The sequence below is a fragment of the Endozoicomonas sp. ISHI1 genome (genome assembly GCF_024606225.1).
Taxonomy (GTDB): Bacteria; Pseudomonadota; Gammaproteobacteria; order Pseudomonadales; family Endozoicomonadaceae; genus Endozoicomonas_A.
The window spans coordinates 39,586-56,994 of sequence record NZ_JAGRPU010000017.1; the positions used below are offsets into that span (position 1 = coordinate 39,586).

18 protein-coding genes are annotated in these 17,409 nt (G+C 49.5%); 11 read left to right on the top strand and 7 right to left on the bottom strand.

The window, feature by feature from the left end; translation table 11 throughout:
• Positions 1-76 precede the first annotated feature (76 nt).
• The 5 genes from KBW69_RS12360 to rapA all read left to right on the top strand — a co-directional run bounded on the left by KBW69_RS12360 (position 77) and on the right by rapA (position 6,566).
• Complete coding sequence (locus KBW69_RS12360; protein ID WP_373690692.1) at positions 77-940, top strand: ScpA family protein; 864 nt, start codon at positions 77-79, stop codon at positions 938-940.
• On the top strand, positions 940-1,845 hold the full coding sequence (gene scpB / locus KBW69_RS12365; RefSeq protein WP_257254257.1) for an SMC-Scp complex subunit ScpB: 906 nt from the start codon (positions 940-942) through the stop codon (positions 1,843-1,845). The genes KBW69_RS12360 and scpB overlap by 1 nt, the downstream gene beginning before the upstream one ends.
• Positions 1,846-1,962: 117 nt before the next feature.
• Positions 1,963-2,874: a 23S rRNA pseudouridine(2605) synthase RluB gene (rluB, locus tag KBW69_RS12370; protein WP_257281068.1), complete on the top strand. Its 912-nt coding sequence runs from the start codon at positions 1,963-1,965 to the stop codon at positions 2,872-2,874.
• A gap of 147 nt (positions 2,875-3,021) precedes the next feature.
• Entirely contained in the window at positions 3,022-3,318 is a 297-nt protein-coding gene (locus KBW69_RS12375; protein WP_257281069.1) for a YebG family protein, read from the top strand.
• Between the two features lie 377 nt (positions 3,319-3,695).
• On the top strand, positions 3,696-6,566 hold the full coding sequence (rapA, locus tag KBW69_RS12380; RefSeq protein ID WP_257281070.1) for an RNA polymerase-associated protein RapA: 2,871 nt from the start codon (positions 3,696-3,698) through the stop codon (positions 6,564-6,566).
• A gap of 133 nt (positions 6,567-6,699) precedes the next feature.
• Here the strand turns inward: rapA and lpxL are convergent, their stop codons facing one another.
• Positions 6,700-7,647 (bottom strand): LpxL/LpxP family Kdo(2)-lipid IV(A) lauroyl/palmitoleoyl acyltransferase, encoded by a 948-nt coding sequence (gene lpxL / locus KBW69_RS12385; protein ID WP_257275816.1) that lies wholly within the window; start codon positions 7,645-7,647, stop codon positions 6,700-6,702.
• 270 nt (positions 7,648-7,917) lie between these two features.
• Here lpxL and minC point away from each other — a divergent pair, with 270 nt between their 5' ends.
• The 4 genes from minC (at position 7,918) to KBW69_RS12405 (ending at position 10,299) form a co-directional block, all read left to right on the top strand.
• Positions 7,918-8,700: a septum site-determining protein MinC gene (minC, locus tag KBW69_RS12390; RefSeq protein WP_257281071.1), complete on the top strand. Its 783-nt coding sequence runs from the start codon at positions 7,918-7,920 to the stop codon at positions 8,698-8,700.
• Positions 8,701-8,747: 47 nt separating this feature from the next.
• A complete protein-coding gene (gene minD / locus KBW69_RS12395; RefSeq protein ID WP_257275819.1) occupies positions 8,748-9,563 on the top strand; it encodes a septum site-determining protein MinD in 816 nt (271 codons plus the stop codon).
• The gene (gene minE, locus KBW69_RS12400) at positions 9,560-9,817 is read left to right on the top strand and encodes a cell division topological specificity factor MinE (RefSeq protein WP_257253361.1); all 258 of its coding nucleotides are present in this window, start codon (positions 9,560-9,562) and stop codon (positions 9,815-9,817) included. The genes minD and minE overlap by 4 nt, the downstream gene beginning before the upstream one ends.
• A 305-nt stretch (positions 9,818-10,122) precedes the next feature.
• Positions 10,123-10,299, top strand: coding sequence for a hypothetical protein (locus KBW69_RS12405; RefSeq protein ID WP_257275820.1), 177 nt, complete (start codon positions 10,123-10,125; stop codon positions 10,297-10,299).
• Positions 10,300-10,379: 80 nt separating this feature from the next.
• Here the strand turns inward: KBW69_RS12405 and KBW69_RS12410 are convergent, their stop codons facing one another.
• Positions 10,380-11,138, bottom strand: coding sequence for a zinc-binding dehydrogenase (locus tag KBW69_RS12410; RefSeq protein ID WP_257281072.1), 759 nt, complete (start codon positions 11,136-11,138; stop codon positions 10,380-10,382).
• A gap of 30 nt (positions 11,139-11,168) precedes the next feature.
• The gene (locus KBW69_RS12415; protein ID WP_257281073.1) at positions 11,169-11,357 is read right to left on the bottom strand and encodes a hypothetical protein; all 189 of its coding nucleotides are present in this window, start codon (positions 11,355-11,357) and stop codon (positions 11,169-11,171) included.
• Positions 11,358-11,823: 466 nt separating this feature from the next.
• Here KBW69_RS12415 and KBW69_RS12420 point away from each other — a divergent pair, with 466 nt between their 5' ends.
• A complete protein-coding gene (locus tag KBW69_RS12420) occupies positions 11,824-13,995 on the top strand; it encodes a carboxy terminal-processing peptidase (protein WP_257281074.1) in 2,172 nt (723 codons plus the stop codon).
• Positions 13,996-14,129: 134 nt separating this feature from the next.
• A complete protein-coding gene (locus KBW69_RS12425) occupies positions 14,130-14,756 on the top strand; it encodes a glutathione S-transferase family protein (RefSeq protein WP_257275822.1) in 627 nt (208 codons plus the stop codon).
• Positions 14,757-14,947: 191 nt separating this feature from the next.
• Here KBW69_RS12425 and KBW69_RS12430 read toward each other — a convergent pair whose 3' ends face one another.
• The 4 genes from KBW69_RS12430 to KBW69_RS12445 form a co-directional block, all read right to left on the bottom strand.
• Positions 14,948-15,316 carry an STAS/SEC14 domain-containing protein gene (locus KBW69_RS12430; RefSeq protein WP_257275823.1) on the bottom strand — a complete coding sequence of 123 codons (369 nt, stop codon included), beginning with the start codon at positions 15,314-15,316 and terminating at the stop codon, positions 14,948-14,950.
• Between the two features lie 93 nt (positions 15,317-15,409).
• Complete coding sequence (locus KBW69_RS12435) at positions 15,410-15,841, bottom strand: TraR/DksA C4-type zinc finger protein (RefSeq protein ID WP_257275825.1); 432 nt, start codon at positions 15,839-15,841, stop codon at positions 15,410-15,412.
• The gene (zigA, locus tag KBW69_RS12440) at positions 15,838-17,037 is read right to left on the bottom strand and encodes a zinc metallochaperone GTPase ZigA (protein WP_257275826.1); all 1,200 of its coding nucleotides are present in this window, start codon (positions 17,035-17,037) and stop codon (positions 15,838-15,840) included. The genes KBW69_RS12435 and zigA overlap by 4 nt, the downstream gene beginning before the upstream one ends.
• Before the next feature lie 124 nt (positions 17,038-17,161).
• Complete coding sequence (locus KBW69_RS12445; protein ID WP_257275827.1) at positions 17,162-17,296, bottom strand: hypothetical protein; 135 nt, start codon at positions 17,294-17,296, stop codon at positions 17,162-17,164.
• Positions 17,297-17,409: the final 113 nt, after the last annotated feature.

The window sequence follows — 17,409 nt, forward strand, 5'->3', positions numbered from 1 at the left end:
CAGTTTCACCGTCAGGAGCCTGGTCGGTCAAGCTGCTTTTTTTCAGCTAGAGGATTTACAACAGGGTGATGCATCAATGACCTCCACGGAAACCGTGGCTGAGCCCGGAAAACAACTCCCTGCAGAGCTGGCACCGGAAACTCAATCAGGCTCTGAGCCTGCAATCATTGAACACCAGATACGGGTTATGGGTCAGCCCATGGCTAAGTTGCCTGACGACCTTTACATCCCACCGGATGCCCTGCAGGTCTTTCTGGAAGCCTTTGAAGGCCCTCTCGACCTGCTGCTCTATCTGATCAAACGCAACAACATGGACATCCTGAACATAAAGGTAGCTGTCATTACAGAGCAATACATGCAGTATGTAGAATTGATGGAATCAGGACAATTCGAGCTGGCAGCAGAATACCTTGTCATGGCCGCTACACTGGCCGAAATCAAATCCCGCATGCTGCTGCCACGAGTCTCTGAGGACGAAGACGAGGAAGAAGATCCCCGTGCTGAGCTCATTCGTCGACTGCAAGAATATGAGCGTTTCAAGAAAGCCGCAGAAGATATTGACCAACTGCCCAGGATGACTCGGGATCTTCATGAAGCCAATGCTGCCCCACCCAACCTTGAGCAGGATCGCCCCCATCCGGCAGTCGATCTCAAGGAGATCATGTTGGCCATGGGAGAGGTGCTCCGCCGGTCAGAAATGTACGTCAATCATCAGGTTGAACAGGAGGCTCTGTCCACCCGTGAGCGTATGAGTGAGGTCCTGTCCATGCTGACATCTGAACGCTTCACCCCCTTTGTTGCCCTGTTCCGGCTGGAGGAAGGCAAACTCGGTGTCGTCGTTACCTTTATGGCGGTGATGGAACTGATCAAGGAATCCCTGATCGAATTGATACAGAATGAACCTTTTGGTCCCATTCACGTTAAGGCCCGGATTGACTAATGGAAGCAGAACAGCTGCAACGCATCCTGGAAGGAGCCCTGCTGGCCAGCCAGAAACCCCTGACTGAAGAAAAGCTGGCCGCCCTGTTCCCCGAAGACCTTTACCCCGAGGAAGAGCGTCCGGATGGCAACCAGATCCGCGAAGCTCTGGTGTCCATCTCTGAAGCCTGTGAGGGACGGGGCTTTGAACTCAAAAAGGTGGCATCGGGTTACCGCTTCCAGGTCAGACAGGAACTATCCACCTGGGTTGGCAGACTCTGGGAAGAAAAACCACAGCGCTACACACGGGCACTGCTGGAAACTCTGGCACTCATCGCCTATCGTCAGCCAATCACCCGGGGGGAAATTGAAGACATCCGGGGGGTAGCCGTCAGCAGTAATATCATACGAACCCTTCAGGATCGTGAATGGGTACGTGTGGTGGGTCACCGGGATGTGCCGGGTCGCCCGGCCATGTTTGCCACAACTCGTCAGTTTCTGGATTATTTTAATCTGGAAAACCTCAATGAACTGCCCCCCCTATCCGAGATTCGTAATCTGGAGGAAGCTGCCCGGGAGCTGGCTGAAGCCAACGATCAGAGGGAGCCAACGACAGAGGACGCAGAAGATCAGGAGGCCATTGAGATTGAAGGTCAATCCTCTGATGAGCTATTTGCCGAACTAGATGAATTGGAAGCCGATCTGCCAGACAACTTTGATGACCTGATCCGTAAAAAGAAAGCCGAAGCACCAGAGCAAGAAGAGCAGTTAGTTGAACAGGACATTCAGACATCAGAGAAACTGACAGAACTTCCCACTGAAGGCGATGAAACTCGATATCAGACGACCGATATGCCCATTGAGGAAGAGCCCGCTCCTGAAGCAGAAATATCCGGGGAAATATCAAACGAAAGAACTGACCCCTGAACCATGTCTGATCACTCAGCATAACAGCAGCGGAAATCCACGCTGTCTTAACCTATATTAAGTCGCTATACTCTGGCCCCTTTGATAGAAAAACAGAGCGGCATAGCCATAAATACCATGACAACTGAAACCACTCCTCCCCAGGGTGAAAAACTGCAAAAAATCCTGGCGGGCGCCGGCCTGGGCTCGCGCCGTGAGATGGAACGCTGGATCAGCGAAGGTCGAATCTCCGTAAATGGTGAACAGGCCAGCCTCGGCGATCGTGCCAATGCTGAAGACAAGATTGCTGTCGACGGTCGCCCGGTCAAACTGGAAACCTATGCGTCCGGAATCCGCCGCGTCATTGCCTACAACAAGCCTGAAGGCGAGATTTGTAGCCGCCACGACCCGGAAGGCCGCCCCACTGTTTTTGACAAACTGCCCAAACTTCAGGGAGAGCGCTGGATTGCCATTGGCCGTCTGGATATCAACACCTCCGGACTGATGTTGTTCACCACAGATGGTGAGCTGGCCAGTCGTCTCATGCATCCTTCTTACCAGGTTGAACGTGAATACGCTGTTCGAGTCATGGGTAATGCCACAGAGCAGAAAGTAAAGAACCTGTTCGATGGCGTAGAGCTGGAAGATGGCCCTGCCCGCTTCACCGATATTGTTGACTCAGGCGGTTCGGGCATCAACCGCTGGTTCCATGTTTGCCTGTTGGAGGGCCGTAATCGCGAAGTGCGCAGACTCTGGGAATCCCAGGATTTGACTGTCAGCCGTCTGAAGCGTGTACGTTTTGCCAATGTCATCATTCCTGACCACCTGCGCATGGGCCAGTGGGAAGAAGTAGAAAAAGCGGACATCGACAATCTGGCCGCTGCCGTTCAACTGCCACCCGCGCCCAACGCAGTGACACGCAGAGCCGATCCACGACACACCAAAACAGGCCTGAAAACCAGGGGCTCCCGTGGCAACCCCGCTATCAACAAGAAGCGTCCCTCGCCTCACAAAAAGCCCGGCGTTTTCAAAAAGAACAGGCATCGTTAATGCTGTTTGAGCTCCAACCATGACCCGGAGCTCTTGCCAATTCCTGAAAATGCTTTGAGTTTCCATGCTAACCTTCAGGGGTTCCACTGGACAGAATGACTGTATTTATATACAGTAACTTTAAACCAAGCCTGACAGGAGAGGGCCATGTCTATTACCCCCATGTGGCGAGTTGACCGGGACGGAAGCATGTTTACAGACAAGAAAGCCGCTGAAGAATACGATCGTATGTTGGAGCTGGCCGCCAATATCACCAGCCTGCTGGAAGACCGCTTTGAAATCGATGAAGACCTGGCTGAAGAGATCGGCCTGATGTTCGCTAAAAACAAGGAAGCCTTTGCCAAAGCCTTTAAAGGCAAACCGGACCTGGTGCTTGAGATTGGCCAGACTTCTGAGCAAGACAACGACACAAAGGATAAGGACGAGGATGAGGCCGCGGCCTGATCCAGCGCATTTTCCGATTGCCAGAGCGGAATGCCCTGATTCGCTCTGCCGTCAGCACCTTTTTCGTTTCAATCCTTTTTCATTTCATCTTCTATTCAGAAACGAATCAAAAACAAAGCGTCATGGGCATTAACCGTCCCTCTGATCAGCTTCAGATTCAGCTAAAAATAGCTTTGTATGAAAAAAAATCTTTCTTTCATTCCTGATTGAGAAACCCTTTTTTTTACCAAAGATAGTGGTTCTAGCGGTCATTTTTCCCATTATCAGACCGAGACACTAGTGAAGCAGCCCGCCAAGTAGCACTTGTACTGGTTGCTAATACAGCGAATTCCGCTAATATAGCGGCCTTTTTGTCTGGCAAGGTATGTAGTCACGACATGACGAGCTTCGTTCCTGGACAGCGCTGGATCAGTGACACCGAAACTGAACAAGGATTAGGTACCGTTCTGACTTTCGATAGTCGCATGGTTACCCTATTGTTCACCACCACCGGTGAAACCCGGCTGTACTCCATTAATAACTGCCCGCTATCAAGGGTACAATTTAATCCTGGTGACAAGATAGAGAGTCACGAGGGCTGGACCATGACGGTGACAGAAGTCATCGAAGAGAATGGTCTGCTGCACTATAAGGGTCTTCTTCCCAACGGCAAGCCCGGAGAGCTTCCCGAATCGGAGCTGGGCAACTTTATTCACTTCAACAAACCGCAGGACAGAATGCTGGCAGGTCAAATCGACCAAAACAGCAATTTTTCTCTGCGTTACAAGACATTGCTGAACAATTGTCGCCTGTTGAGCGCTCCAGTAAGAGGGCTTCTCGGTGCCCGTACCAGCCTCATCCCCCATCAGCTGCACATAGCCCGTGAGGTTTCCGGACGCCATGCGCCAAGAGTGATGCTGGCTGACGAAGTTGGCATGGGTAAAACCATTGAAGCCGGTCTTATCCTTCATCAGCAACTGATCACAGAACGTGCCAGCCGGGTCCTGATTCTGGTTCCGGAAACACTTCAACATCAATGGCTGGTCGAAATGCTGCGTCGTTTTAACCTGCACTTCGGCCTGTTTGATGAAGAGCGTTGCCGTGCGATTGAAGATGAAAACCCGTTCAACACCGAACAGCTGATTCTCTGCAGCCTGGACTTCCTGAGCCAGTACGAAAATCGTTTCCAACAGGTCCTGGAAGCTGACTGGGATCTGCTGATCGTCGATGAGGCTCATCATCTGGTCTGGTCAGAAGAAGACCCCAGCCGTGAATATCAGGTTGTAGAAACCTTGTCGTCACAGATTCCCGGACTGCTGCTATTGACAGCCACGCCTGAACAGATGGGCCCCGAAAGTCATTTTGCCAGACTCCGCCTACTGGACCCGGATCGTTTCCATGATCTGGAGACCTACCAGAAAGAGGAGAAGAGCTATGAGCCTGTGGCCGAAGCGGTACAGGAGCTGCTGGAAAATGACCATCTGCCGGAAGCCGCCTGTCAGCATTTGGCCGGTTTCCTCGGCCAGGACTGCCAACCACTGATCGACCTGATCAATAATGGCTCTGATGAGCAAAAAGAAGCAGCTCGTGAACAGCTGCTAAAAACTCTGCTGGACCGCCATGGTACTGGCCGGGTGTTGTTCAGAAATACCCGTGCAGCCGTAGGTGGATTCCCCGGTCGTGTCGTACAGGGCTACGCCCAGAAACTGCCTGAGCTTTATCAGATTGCCCAGGAAGAAGAAACTGAAGTCCGCGGTTCGCTCTATCCTGAACTGGCTTACCAGTCCCATATCCGTGTTAACGACATGGACCCCTGGTGGAAAGTCGACCCACGCATAGACTGGCTGATTAACCTGCTAAAACTGCTCAAAAAGCAGAAAGTGCTGGTGATCTGTGCCAACGCCAATACCGCTCTGGACCTCGAGGACGCCCTCAGAATTCTGTCAGGCATACCCACGGCAGTGTTCCATGAGAACATGACGATCGTGGAACGAGATCGTGCAGCTGCGTGGTTTGCTGATGAAGAATACGGCGCCCAGGTTCTGGTCTGCTCCGAAATTGGCAGTGAAGGTCGAAACTTCCAGTTTGCCCACCACCTGGTGCTCTTCGATTTGCCCGCTCACCCGGATCTGCTGGAACAGCGTATCGGACGACTCGATCGAATTGGCCAGACCGAGACCATCAAAATTCATGTTCCTTACATAGAAGGCACTGGACAGGAATTAATCTTCCACTGGTATGACCAGGGCCTGAACGCATTCGCTGATACCTGCCCGTCTGGCAGCATGGTCTTTGAGCAGTTAGGTGAAGCGTTCACTGAAACACTGATTCCGGAGAAAAAAACGACACTGGCTGATATTCAGCCTTTGATAGAGGAAACCGCCAAGCTCAATGCAAAAATGAATGAGTACCTCCACAATGGTCGGGATCGCCTGCTGGAAATCAACTCCCGTGGCACTCTTTCCAGTGAAGACCTGATAAACGACATCGAAGCACAGGAAGAACCCAGACAGCTCAAGCGCTATATGGAAAAGCTGTTTGAAGGATTTGGCGTCGATTCAGAAGATCATTCCAAGCATTGCCTCGTTGTACGTCCTGGCAGCCATATGGTGACATCCTTCCCAGGTCTTCCGGCTGACGGCATTACCGTCACCTTTGATCGGGAGTTGGCCCTTTCCCGGGAAGATATGCATTTTCTCACCTGGGAGCACCCCATGGTTCGTGAAAGCATGGACATGCTGCTCACCAGTGAGATGGGCAACACTTCGGTCGCTCTGCTGAAAAACAAAGCGCTGAAACCCGGCACAATGTTGCTGGAAGCGATCTATGTCGTCGGTGCTACGGGAGAGAAAAAACTGCAACTGGATCGATACCTGCCCGCGACACCGATTCGCTGCCTGATCGACCCTGGCATGAACAACCTATCAGAAAAAGTTGCCTTCGATACCCTCAATGCCCAGCTTCAGCCCATTAAGAAAGGGATGGCAAAAAAACTGGTGAAAGCGCAACGGGAACCGATTCTGACCATGTTGGCCAAAGCAGAGCAAGCAGCGAAGGAACAGGTTAATCCCATTGTGACTGAAGCCTGCAAAAACCTGCTAAGCCATGTTACGGAAGAGATCAAGCGACTGGCTGCCCTGAAAGCAGTGAACCCGAACGTGCGTGATGAAGAGATCGAACACCTCAAACTGCGTGCCGCAATGGGTCATCAATGCCTTCAGAAAGCGATGCTCAGGCTGGATGGTTTGCGGTTGATGATTGCGGGTTAACAATCTGTTCTGACCCACCCATGAAGAAATGCAGCTATCCAGCTGCATTTCTTTTTAGGTATATATCTACTTCCAAAACAATTGAATCACAGAGGCAACATTGGTACTCAGTTATTTCATCAGATCGTGGCAACTACTTTTGATAAAAACCCACCTCACCTTCAGGCCGGGTCTTAAATCGGCGATGCAGCCACATATACTGATCCGGTTTTTTCCTGACCTGCTCTTCTACAAATTGATTGACCCGGATCGCATCCTGCAGATCATCGCCCCGGGGAAAGTCCTTCCAGGCCTCAAACACCTCAAGGACATAGCCCCGGGAACCCGGTTTTCGGGTGACCACCATAGGCACGACCCTGGCCTTACCCATTTTGGTCATTCTTGAAGTGCCAGTCACTGATGCCGCCTGCATACCAAAAAAAGGGGCAAAAACACTTTGTTTGGGACCATAATCCTGATCAGGTGAGTACCAGACGGTTTTTCCCTGTCTCAGGGATCTCAGCATACCGCGCACATCCCTTCGGCCTAACAAACGGCTACCCCGGTCATAGCGTAGACGCTGTCTTCTCTGCATATACTCAAAAACAGGATTCTTGTGTTCACGGTAGGTCGCGTCGACACTGTGCCTGAGAGTGATCAGAGCGCCCGCTATTTCTATGGTCGTGAAATGCAGAATCAGCAACAGATTGCCCTGCCCACTCTCTGAGTCGAGGTTTTCCAGACCTTTATAGGTCACCAGCCGTTCAAGTCTCTCTCTCGGCCACCACCAGGCCATGAGCACTTCCATCAAACCGATACCGACCGACTCAAAGTTTTTCTGCAACAGGATTTCCCTTTCCGCTTCAGTCATCTGGGGAAAACATTTTTCCAGATTGACCCGGGTAATACGCACTCTGTTGCCACCAAAACGCAATAAAAGGCGACCTATCCAGCGCCCCAGATGCACCATGACTGAATAGGGAAGCATTGCCACAAGAGCAGTGAATCCCAACCCCAGCCATACCGGCCAGAACTTTGGTTTCAAATAACACCACAGAAACCGATCCGCCTCTGTAGTGTTGCTTAATTCATCCGACTTCATCTATTCACCAAAAACGCTTTCTCAAGAAACCTTCACAAGCAGTCAGTTACCTGCCATAAGTGAGCCCTATTATCTCAGCTGCCAAGGCTGAGGTCATATTTCTCTGGAGATACCTTGTAAAATGACTTGAGAAATCTTGGTTTTGATCGTAGCCTGAGAGGCAATACGGAGCGATAGGTCAGAAAATGAGAAGCACTGAAACTTTTCCCTATTATCCGTCAGATACAGCAGGAACATAACTGACACACTTCCGTAAATGACGTGGCCACCATGAACTCAACTCTGACCTCAAAGCCCTCAAATACCGCCTTCCAGCTAAAAGGCGGTATTTTTACACTGACTACCCTTGAATTGCACAACAGCTGTCTGATTAGTTTCTGCCAGCAGTTACAGGCGATGTCAGAAAAAGCCCCACACTTCTTTCAACAGACACCGGTGGTAATGGCTTTGGAGACATTACCGGCAACGGTTGATGCTCCCGATCTGAGAGCCATTGCAGGGCGACTGAGGGAGTCCGGCATGATTCTGGTTGCCGTTCGTGGTGGTGAACAGTTCAGATACACGGCAGAGTCTGCCGGCCTGGCCTGGCTGCCATTTCAGAAGACAAAGTCAGAGAAAAATGTGGTCATGATGCAACAGAACGGACAACCGATGCCGGTCGAACGTCATGAGCTTAATGGCACCGGGCAAAAAGAAGATACATCAGGCATTTCAGGTTCAGAAACAAAAATTATCGATCAGCCTGTTCGCTCCGGTCAGCAAATCTATGCCCCGGGCGACCTGGTTATACTATCACAGGTCAGTCCGGGTGCAGAATTGCTGGCTGGCGGGCACATACACGTCTACGGACTTTTAAGGGGCAGAGCGCTTGCCGGGGTTAATGGTGACCCTGAGGCAAGAATTTTTTGTCATCGCTTTGAGGCCGAACTGATTTCCATCAGTGGTCACTACAAACTGACCGGCCAGACGGAAGAATCCTCCTGGAGCCGCCACTGGGGTCAGTCTGTTTTAATAAAGCTCGCTGAGGATCGCTTGCACATCAGCAGGCTTTAATAAATACTTGAACATCGACCATCACTTACTATTCACAGGATTTGAACTTGGCACGCATAATAGTCGTAACGTCAGGAAAAGGCGGTGTTGGTAAGACCACGACCAGCGCTTCATTCGCCACAGGTCTGGCCATGAAAGGACACAGAACCGTGGTGATCGATTTTGATGTCGGGCTGCGAAATCTCGACCTTATCATGGGGTGTGAGCGCAGAGTCGTCTATGATCTGGTGAATGTTATTAATGGTGAAGCAGCTCTCCATCAGGCCCTGATTAAAGACAAACACACCGAGAACCTGAGTGTATTGCCGGCATCACAGACCCGCGACAAAGAAGCACTCACTCTGGAAGGCATTGAAGCGGTTTTTGACGAGCTGGCAAAAGATTTTGAATACATTATCTGCGACTCACCGGCCGGTATTGAGCATGGTGCGCTTATGGCTCTGTACTTTGCTGACGAAGCGATCATAACAACGAACCCTGAAGTTTCTTCCGTCAGGGATTCAGACCGGATCCTGGGGATTTTGCAAAGCAAATCCCGGAGAGCTGAAAAGAAGCTTGATCCTGTCAAAGAACATCTGTTGCTGACCCGTTATAACCCGACGAGGGTGGAAATGGGCGATATGCTTAATGTTGAAGACGTTCAGGAGATCCTTGCCATTCCATTGCTGGCCGTTGTCCCGGAATCCAAGGACGTTCTGAAGGCATCAAACCATGGTATTCCGGTTATCCATCAGCAGACAACCGATGCCGGTCAGGCTTACAACGATATGGTCGCACGCTTTCTGGGCGCTGAATTACCTCACCGGTTTATTGAACCTCCGAAAAAAGGCTTTTTCCAGAAAGTTTTCAGGAGTCGTGCATGAGTCTGCTGCAATTTTTTAAATCCAGCAAATCCGGGGGCAGCGCATCGGTCGCAAAGGAGCGCCTTCAGATACTGGTTGCCCATGAAAGGCTGAACCGCTCTGGTCATGACTTTCTGCCAGCTATGAAACAGGACATACTGAGAGTCGTGGAAAAGTATTTTCAGGTCGCCGATAACACCATCTCCGTCCGGCTGGATACCGATGGTGACTGCTCGACCCTTGAAGTCAACGTGCAGTTACCGGAAAACTCCTGACACCCGAAGCCTTCTCTTGATACTCTTACAGCACTGGCACAGATCCATTCTGTGTCGGCCTCTCTTTGCAAACTCCTATCGCTTGCTTTACTCAGTTTCTATTAACAGCCATACCGTGTTAAAAGAAATACTGTTTAAATCACCAGAATTTTACTAGCTCAACAGTTTGCAACCTTTTATTAACATAGCGTTGCATACTGCAATTGAAACTCTCACTTAAGTACAAATTCAGACTAACCCAACGGTTGAGTTACTGTTATTCTTAAATAGTATTCATGCAAAAGCCAGCACGGTCAGGAAAGACTATGAAACACCACTACTCTGCGCCATTTAAAAGCCGGAAAACCACTATTCGCACACAGGGTCGCGCTATTAATGCTATAGCCTACCCAAAAAATCTGAAGCCCCTGATGAAAAACACCAGCCAGCTGCCAAACAGCAAGCCCGAAGGCAACGAATGCTTTGAGCTCGGGTATAACTGATCGACTCTGCCAGACACCTTTCAATGTCCACCGCAGAATGATCAGAGGCCTCAATGTTTTTTAAAGCCATTCATAATGGATTAAGCAGGCAAGGTGAGAATAACCTTGCCTGTTGTTTTATTGGATGCCATTAAATCATACGCTTTCTGATATTGATCGATTGGGAGAACCGTATCTGTAATCGGTTTTAAGTGACCCGAGGCGAATAAAGGCCAAACCTTTTCCATTAGTTCGGTTAACAACCTTTCTTTTTCGGTAATGGGCAAAAAGCGCAGAGTGGATCCCATCACTTGAATCCGCTTCATCAGTAGTTGCCCCATATCCAATTGTGCTTGTCGTCCTGCCATTAAACCAATGGTGACAATTCTTCCGCCGATATTCATTAAAGACAGATATCTTTCCAGCCAGTCTCCGGCACAGCAATCCAGCACCATATCAAAAGGACCAAAAGCCTTTAACAGCTTCCAATCCTGCTGATGTCGGTTCAAGCCATTTTTCGCTCCCAACTCCTTGCAGAATTGCAACTTTTCATCACTGCCGACCACCACGGTTACGTCGATCCCAAAATAAGCACACAGCTGCAGAACTGCGGTACCCACACCGCTGGCGCCAGCCATTAACAGAACCTTGTCTCCGGCTTTGACTTTGCCACGATGAAACAGGTTGAGCCAGGCGGTTGCATAAACCTCAACAACGCCTCCGGTCTGCACGAGACTCAGTGATTCAGGAACTGGTAACAACAGCCGCTGATCACACACCGCGCTTGTCGCCAGACCTCCACCCGGCAACAACGCACAAACATGCTGGCCTGGCAGCCATTGGCTGACATTGGCTCCCACCGCCTCAATGATCCCGGAGCATTCGAGTCCCTAGACGGGTGTTACACCTTTTGGTGGATTGTAGGTTCCAGCCAACTGCGACAGGTCGGCACGGTTAAGGCCTGCGGCCACTACTCGAATTTTTACCTGATCTTTACCCAAAGGCTCACCGGGAAAGGTCCGCCATTGTAACGCCCTGTCAATAGCCACAAGTCCGTAAAAGTTTTTGCTCTCTTGCATCTTTACCCAAACCTTAATGATCAAGCCGATACAGGTATCAATGAAATACCTCGGTTATCGGGCTTCATTGAATAGGGGGTTATCAGCCTGACTGGAGTCCGGTAAAGTCCCCTGACTGGCTGCATTCAGTTATAGACTGTATTATGTCTCAGGGGATATTCACAATCACTGAACAAAACTGATTGAGAAAGCCCCCAAAGCACTGGTAACTTAAAAATAGAAGTCAACCAATGCTCTGGGACAGGCCTATGGACCGACTGTCTGGTAGCCAGCAGTGCCACATGCACCACAAGCAGCATCAGCTGGAAACAACGCCCTGACAGGCTTTGGATTATCTCCGGTGTGGAACAGGCTTAAACGCATGTTCCGGATATTTTTGGTACATGTGTTTCAGGCACAGAGGGGTGGAGTAGCCTATAGTCGATGAACGTCGTCTTAAACACTCCATAACAGGACTTATTCCTTCATGAGCCGAGGCGGCACACCCGATATCGAAAAACGACACGGAGCTTCACAATCCATGATACCGACCCTGCTAAACGCCAGGAAAATACCATCGGTTTTTTTTGCCCTGTTCACCGCGCTCTGTATAACCACCAGTTCGGTTTTTGCCGCTGATCAGAATCTTGACCGCCCCATTGACGAACTAAAACCCAGCCTGCAACAGGCCATTGCCAGTGTCAATGTGGTGCAACTGCTGTCACGCAACCATTATCGCAAAATTGACCTGAACAAAGAGAGTGGAGAAAAAGTATTTCAGCGCTATCTCGACCGTTTGGACCCCAACCGCAGCTTCTTCCTGCAAAGCGACATTGCCCAGTTTGCCCCTTATAAAGAAAAGCTCGACAGCTCTCTTAAAAGCGGCGACCTGAAACCAGCTTTTGAAATATTCAATCGATACACAGTCAGGGCAGAAGAACGTGCCCGCTACATGCTGGCTCTGGTCAAGCAGGGTGTTAACAAACTGGATCTGAAAAAGAACGAAGACCTGATTGTTGACCGCAAGGAACAGCCCTGGCTGGCCAATAAAAAGAACCAGCGAGACCTTTGGAGAAAACAGTTCAAAGACAGTGTACTGACCCTGAAGCTGAACAACAAAACTGATGAAGAAATTGCAGATCAGTTGACTCGACGCAACACCAACCTGTTGCGCCGATTGCATCAGAGTAAGAGCGAAGACGTTTTCCAGACTTACATTAATTCTTTTACCGGAATTTTTGATCCCCACACCCAGTACTTCTCGCCCCAGACTGCCGAGAACTTTGACATTAACATGAGTCTTTCTCTGGAAGGCATTGGTGCGGTTCTGTCCTCGGAGGATGAATACACCAAAGTGGTCAGCGTGGTCCCCGGTGGTCCTGCCGATAAAGCAGGCCAACTGAAACCTGGCGACAAAATCATCAGCGTTGGCCAGGGCCTCAAAGGCACGCTGGAGGACGTCGTGGGCATGCGTCTGGATGATGTGGTTAATCTGATCCGCGGTAAAAAGAAAACTCTGGTCAGACTGGAAATTATTCCAGGCTCCAGCAAAAGCAGTAACACCCGTATTTATGAAATTATCAGGGACAAAGTCAAGCTGGAAGAACAGGATGCCAAAAGCCACATTCTTGAGTTTAAACAGAATAATAAGACCAAGCGTGTGGGTGTTATCGAAATACCTACCTTCTACATTGACTTTAAGGCCGCCCAGTCCGGCGACCCCAATTACAAGAGCACAACGCGCGACGTGCGCAAGCTGCTTGATAATTTCAAGAAAGAAAACCTGGACGGCCTGATTATAGACCTGCGAGGCAATGGCGGCGGCTCCTTACAGGAAGCCAACGAACTGACTGGCCTGTTCATTGAGCAGGGTCCAACGGTTCTGGTCAGGGACAGCAGAGGACGCACCGAGCGTCAGCAAGACCCGGACCCGACTCAGGTATACAGTGGTCCCATGGCTGTTGTAGTTGACCGACTGAGTGCTTCTGCTTCAGAAATCTTTGCCGGCGCCATGCAAGACTATGGACGGGCACTGGTGATTGGTGGTCAGACTTACGGAAAAGGTACTGTTCAGAGCATTCAGCCGCTTAACCACGGACAGCTGAAACTGACTCTGGCCAAGTTCTACCGCATTTCCGGTCAGAGCACCCAGAACCAGGGCGTACTGCCCGACATCGCCTTTCCATCGCTGTACGATGGCCGTGATATCGGCGAAAGCAAGCTGCCTGATGCCCTGCCCTGGGATACCATCAAGCCGATCCCATACAGAAAGTACTCAGACATGAAACCTTTTCTGAAACCTCTCGATGAAAAGCACCGCAAGCGGACGCACGAGGATCCGGATTTTGTCTACCTGAACGAAATGAAAGACTACCTGTCTCGCTACGAAAACCAGGAAAAAGTGTCACTTAACGAAGCAAAGCGCAAGCACGAAATCCAGACCATGCGCAGTCAGAGACTGGCCATTGAGAACCGGCTAAGAAAGGCCAAGGGTGACCCCCTTTTGAATAACCTGGATGAACTGGAAGAAGCAGAACAGGAAGAAGCCTCTACTGAAACCAAGAAGAAAAAGAAAGAAACCGACGCCTTTATCAAGGAAGCTGGAATGGTTCTGGTGGACCTGATTCAGATACAGAAAAAACAAACTGCCAGCCGTTAACTATCCCTCTCAGGGCCTGTTTTTCAGGCCCTTATAGTCTCAAGAGTTCATACTCTTGCCAGCTCTTAAGAGACTGATATCTACCTTTCGATAAAAAGTACTGGCACAATATCACTCAAAACATCAGTGGCTCAATGGTAGGTAGAACCCCAAGAATGAAAATATATGGCGATATCCAGTCCGGCAACTGTTACAAAATCAAACTGCTCACTGCCCTGCTTGACCTGAATCATGAATGGGTTGCCATTGATATTCTGAATAATGAAACCCAGACTCCGGATTTTCTCGCCAAAAACCCTAACGGCAAAATTCCTTTGCTGGAGCTTGATGATGGCCGCATTCTCAGTGAATCCAATGCCATCCTGAACTTCCTGGCCAGAGATTCTGAGCTGTTGCCGACGGACCCTTTTTTACAGGCAAAAAACCAGCAATGGCAGTTTTTTGAGCAATACAGCCATGAACCTTATATTGCCGTTGCCCGCTTCATTAACAAGTATCTGGGCATGCCGGACAATCGACGGGAAGAGTTCGAAAGGAAACAGGAAGGCGGCCACAAAGCTCTTAAGGTCATGGAGCAGCGGCTTTCGAAAACCGCTTTTCTGGTTGGCGAGCAACTTACAACGGCTGACGTATCTTTGTTTGGGTACACCCATGTCGCCCACGAAGGCGGTTTTGAGTTGTCACAGTATCCGGGGATCCAACGCTGGATTTCACGTATTCGCTCTTTACCGGGGTTTGTTTCAATGGATTCCTGCGCCTGATACTTTACGCCACCTAACGAAAAAATGCCTATGTACGCTGTCATTTTCAGAGCCACCATCAAACAACTGGATCAGGAATACAGTCAACTTGCCCAGCGTATGCGCGAGCTGGCTCTGCATGAATAACTCCGAGCACCTGGCCGCCCGGCAAAAAGGTAATGCTCGCACAAATCGGCCCGTTCACTTGTGTTTTAATCCTCTTCCAGAATCCAGAGCTTTGCCGCCTCCAGCTGCTCGTATCTGAAGTGCCTGATTTTTGCAGCAATAAAATGCCTTGCTATTTTTTCTCTTGGACCGCCCTCTCTTGCATCCGTGACAATGGCAATTTTTCTCAGATGTTTGTGATGGTTTTTCACAAATCGAATGTGGCTGACCAGAGCACCAAAGGATTCCCAACCGGGAAAATGATCGGTATGGATAATCAGCCCAGCCAGCCCACCCCTCTCTTCAATCAGAGGATCAATCTGTTGGGCGGCAGAAACAAAGTCCTCTTTTGAAAGAGGTCCATGGGGTTCCAGAAAGGCAATACCGTCTTCCCTGTCCATCTCAATAGAAAGCATACTAGTTAAGCCTCCATATGAATGAAATAGAGTTTCACTGCAATCACTATAGGCCGAATTACCATCTTCTCCACTCCACAACTACCGAAACCCTCAGTCTCGGTACACCTGCTCCTTGTATTCAATCCGGGCTTTCACTTCGGCACAGTATTCTGTTGTGGGTCTTGCTAAAAGACGAGGTATGCCTATGGGTTCATCCGACTCAAGACAATAACCGTAGCTACCTGATCGTATACGCTGCAGTGACAGTCTGATCTTGGATAGTAATTTTTGTTCTCGTTCTAAAATACGCAAAGAAGTACTGCACTCTTCTTCCCAAGATGCTCTGTCACTATCATCATTCAACTCTGGTGGGCTGGCCATTTGATTTTTGGCTTCTTGAATTCGAGCTTCCGTCGATTCGTGAAGCACCAATAGTCGGTGCTTGAAAAAATCCAGTTGCTCACTATTCATGTAGTCAGACTCGGCAGCCTGTTTAATCTGATCTTCAGTCAACGGGCATTGCCCTGGTGATGTTGAGCTCATTGATTTTCTCCCCAGTCAGGAAAAGGATCACTCAAAGTTGCCCAGTGCTCTTTACCTTTGAGAACCTCGCCTTCTGTTAATAAGCAATCGTCGAGGGCTTTAGTAATGGCCTGTTGATCTAAAGCCTGACCGATGAAAACAAGCTCCTGCCGCATATCGCCGAAGGGATCTACCCAGTTACTTTTAATCGAGGCAAGGTAATCTTCATCGGTAGGCCAGTTCTCTTTCGGGATAGCTTTCCAAAACATCCCTGCAAAACCATAGCGCGCGATACCACCAGCCTGACTCCATTGGCCTGCAAATTCCGGACGAGTGGCCAACCAAAAGTACCCTTTAGATCGAATCAGTTTTCCATAGTCTCTTGCCGTGTGGAGAAACTGATAAAACTTTTCCGGATGAAAGGGTCGGCGAGCGGTGTAACTAAAACTTCCAATGCCGTATTCTTCCGTTTCCGGCACATGTTCGCCGCGCATTTCTTTAAGCCAGCCCGGCGCTAATTGTGCCCGCTCAAAATCAAACAGCCCAGTGTTTAATACATCGTCAACATTTACCTGACCATGAGTAATGGGAATGATTCGGGCATTGGTATTGAGTGTTTTCAGGATCGCAGTCAAACGTTCCTGCTCGCGCTGTTCTATCAAATCGGTTTTGCTGATTAACAGTATATCGGCGAACTCGACTTGATCTACCAGTAAGTCAGCAACACTGCGTTCATCCTCTTCCCCCAGAGACTCTCCGGTATCCTGAAGGTATTTGGCCTCGTCATAATCCTTGAGGAAGTTCACTGCATCCACCACTGTGACCATCGTATCCAGCGTGGCGACATCAGAAAGCGATTTACCCTTTTCATCGGCAAAGGTAAAGGTTTCAGCGACGGGTAAAGGCTCGGAAATGCCGGTGGATTCAATCACCAGATAATCAAAGTGCCCCTCCCGGGCCAATTTGTTGATCTCCAGCAACAGATCTTCACGCAGGGTACAACAAATGCAGCCATTGCTCATTTCCACCAGCTTCTCTTCCTGATGGCTCAGCGACACTTCGTTTTGAACCTGAGTTGCATCAATATTGATTTCGCTCATATCGTTAACGATAACGGCCACTTTTTTACCCTGGCGGTTATTCAGAATATGGCTTAGTACAGTAGTTTTTCCTGCGCCAAGAAAGCCTGACAGCACAGTGACGGGGAGTTGAGTCATGACGGATAGTTCCGGTTGAGGTAAATATACAGGTGAGTACACCCTAATTTGTTATGTTATATTATAACAATTACAATCTAGTCAATGACAACTGAATGCTGGTTCTTACCTGAGCCCGACCAAGCTAATCGGGGAATGACAGTCCATGTCCAAAAGCTTCGGCTTTAGCAACACTGATACCTATCTGGTGTTTGTCCCTGTCAAGGGTAAACATCAATGGGCTCTTGAAGCCGATCCTGATGTCAGTTTTTGTATCCATTACATTTTCTAAATCCCTTCAGGGCAAGCACATAGAACCTCTGGTCACAACACAAAGTTGAAAAGATGAGTTTGATTTCAGGAAAGACCTGTGAACACATCTTGTTTAGCATG

Bases quoted from the DNA above. Each gene is read 5' to 3' on its own strand.
- KBW69_RS12360 (WP_373690692.1), top strand. From the start codon at position 77: ATGACCTCCACGGAAACCGTGGCTGAGCCCGGAAAACAACTCCCTGCA.
- scpB (WP_257254257.1), top strand. From the start codon at position 940: ATGGAAGCAGAACAGCTGCAACGCATCCTGGAAGGAGCCCTGCTGGCC.
- rluB (WP_257281068.1), top strand. From the start codon at position 1,963: ATGACAACTGAAACCACTCCTCCCCAGGGTGAAAAACTGCAAAAAATC.
- KBW69_RS12375 (WP_257281069.1), top strand. From the start codon at position 3,022: ATGTCTATTACCCCCATGTGGCGAGTTGACCGGGACGGAAGCATGTTT.
- rapA (WP_257281070.1), top strand. From the start codon at position 3,696: ATGACGAGCTTCGTTCCTGGACAGCGCTGGATCAGTGACACCGAAACT.
- lpxL (WP_257275816.1), bottom strand. From the start codon at position 7,647: ATGAAGTCGGATGAATTAAGCAACACTACAGAGGCGGATCGGTTTCTG.
- minC (WP_257281071.1), top strand. From the start codon at position 7,918: ATGAACTCAACTCTGACCTCAAAGCCCTCAAATACCGCCTTCCAGCTA.
- minE (WP_257253361.1), top strand. From the start codon at position 9,560: ATGAGTCTGCTGCAATTTTTTAAATCCAGCAAATCCGGGGGCAGCGCA.
- KBW69_RS12405 (WP_257275820.1), top strand. From the start codon at position 10,123: ATGAAACACCACTACTCTGCGCCATTTAAAAGCCGGAAAACCACTATT.
- KBW69_RS12415 (WP_257281073.1), bottom strand. From the start codon at position 11,357: ATGCAAGAGAGCAAAAACTTTTACGGACTTGTGGCTATTGACAGGGCG.
- KBW69_RS12420 (WP_257281074.1), top strand. From the start codon at position 11,824: ATGAGCCGAGGCGGCACACCCGATATCGAAAAACGACACGGAGCTTCA.
- KBW69_RS12425 (WP_257275822.1), top strand. From the start codon at position 14,130: ATGGTAGGTAGAACCCCAAGAATGAAAATATATGGCGATATCCAGTCC.
- KBW69_RS12430 (WP_257275823.1), bottom strand. From the start codon at position 15,316: ATGCTTTCTATTGAGATGGACAGGGAAGACGGTATTGCCTTTCTGGAA.
- KBW69_RS12435 (WP_257275825.1), bottom strand. From the start codon at position 15,841: ATGAGCTCAACATCACCAGGGCAATGCCCGTTGACTGAAGATCAGATT.
- zigA (WP_257275826.1), bottom strand. From the start codon at position 17,037: ATGACTCAACTCCCCGTCACTGTGCTGTCAGGCTTTCTTGGCGCAGGA.
- KBW69_RS12445 (WP_257275827.1), bottom strand. From the start codon at position 17,296: ATGGATACAAAAACTGACATCAGGATCGGCTTCAAGAGCCCATTGATG.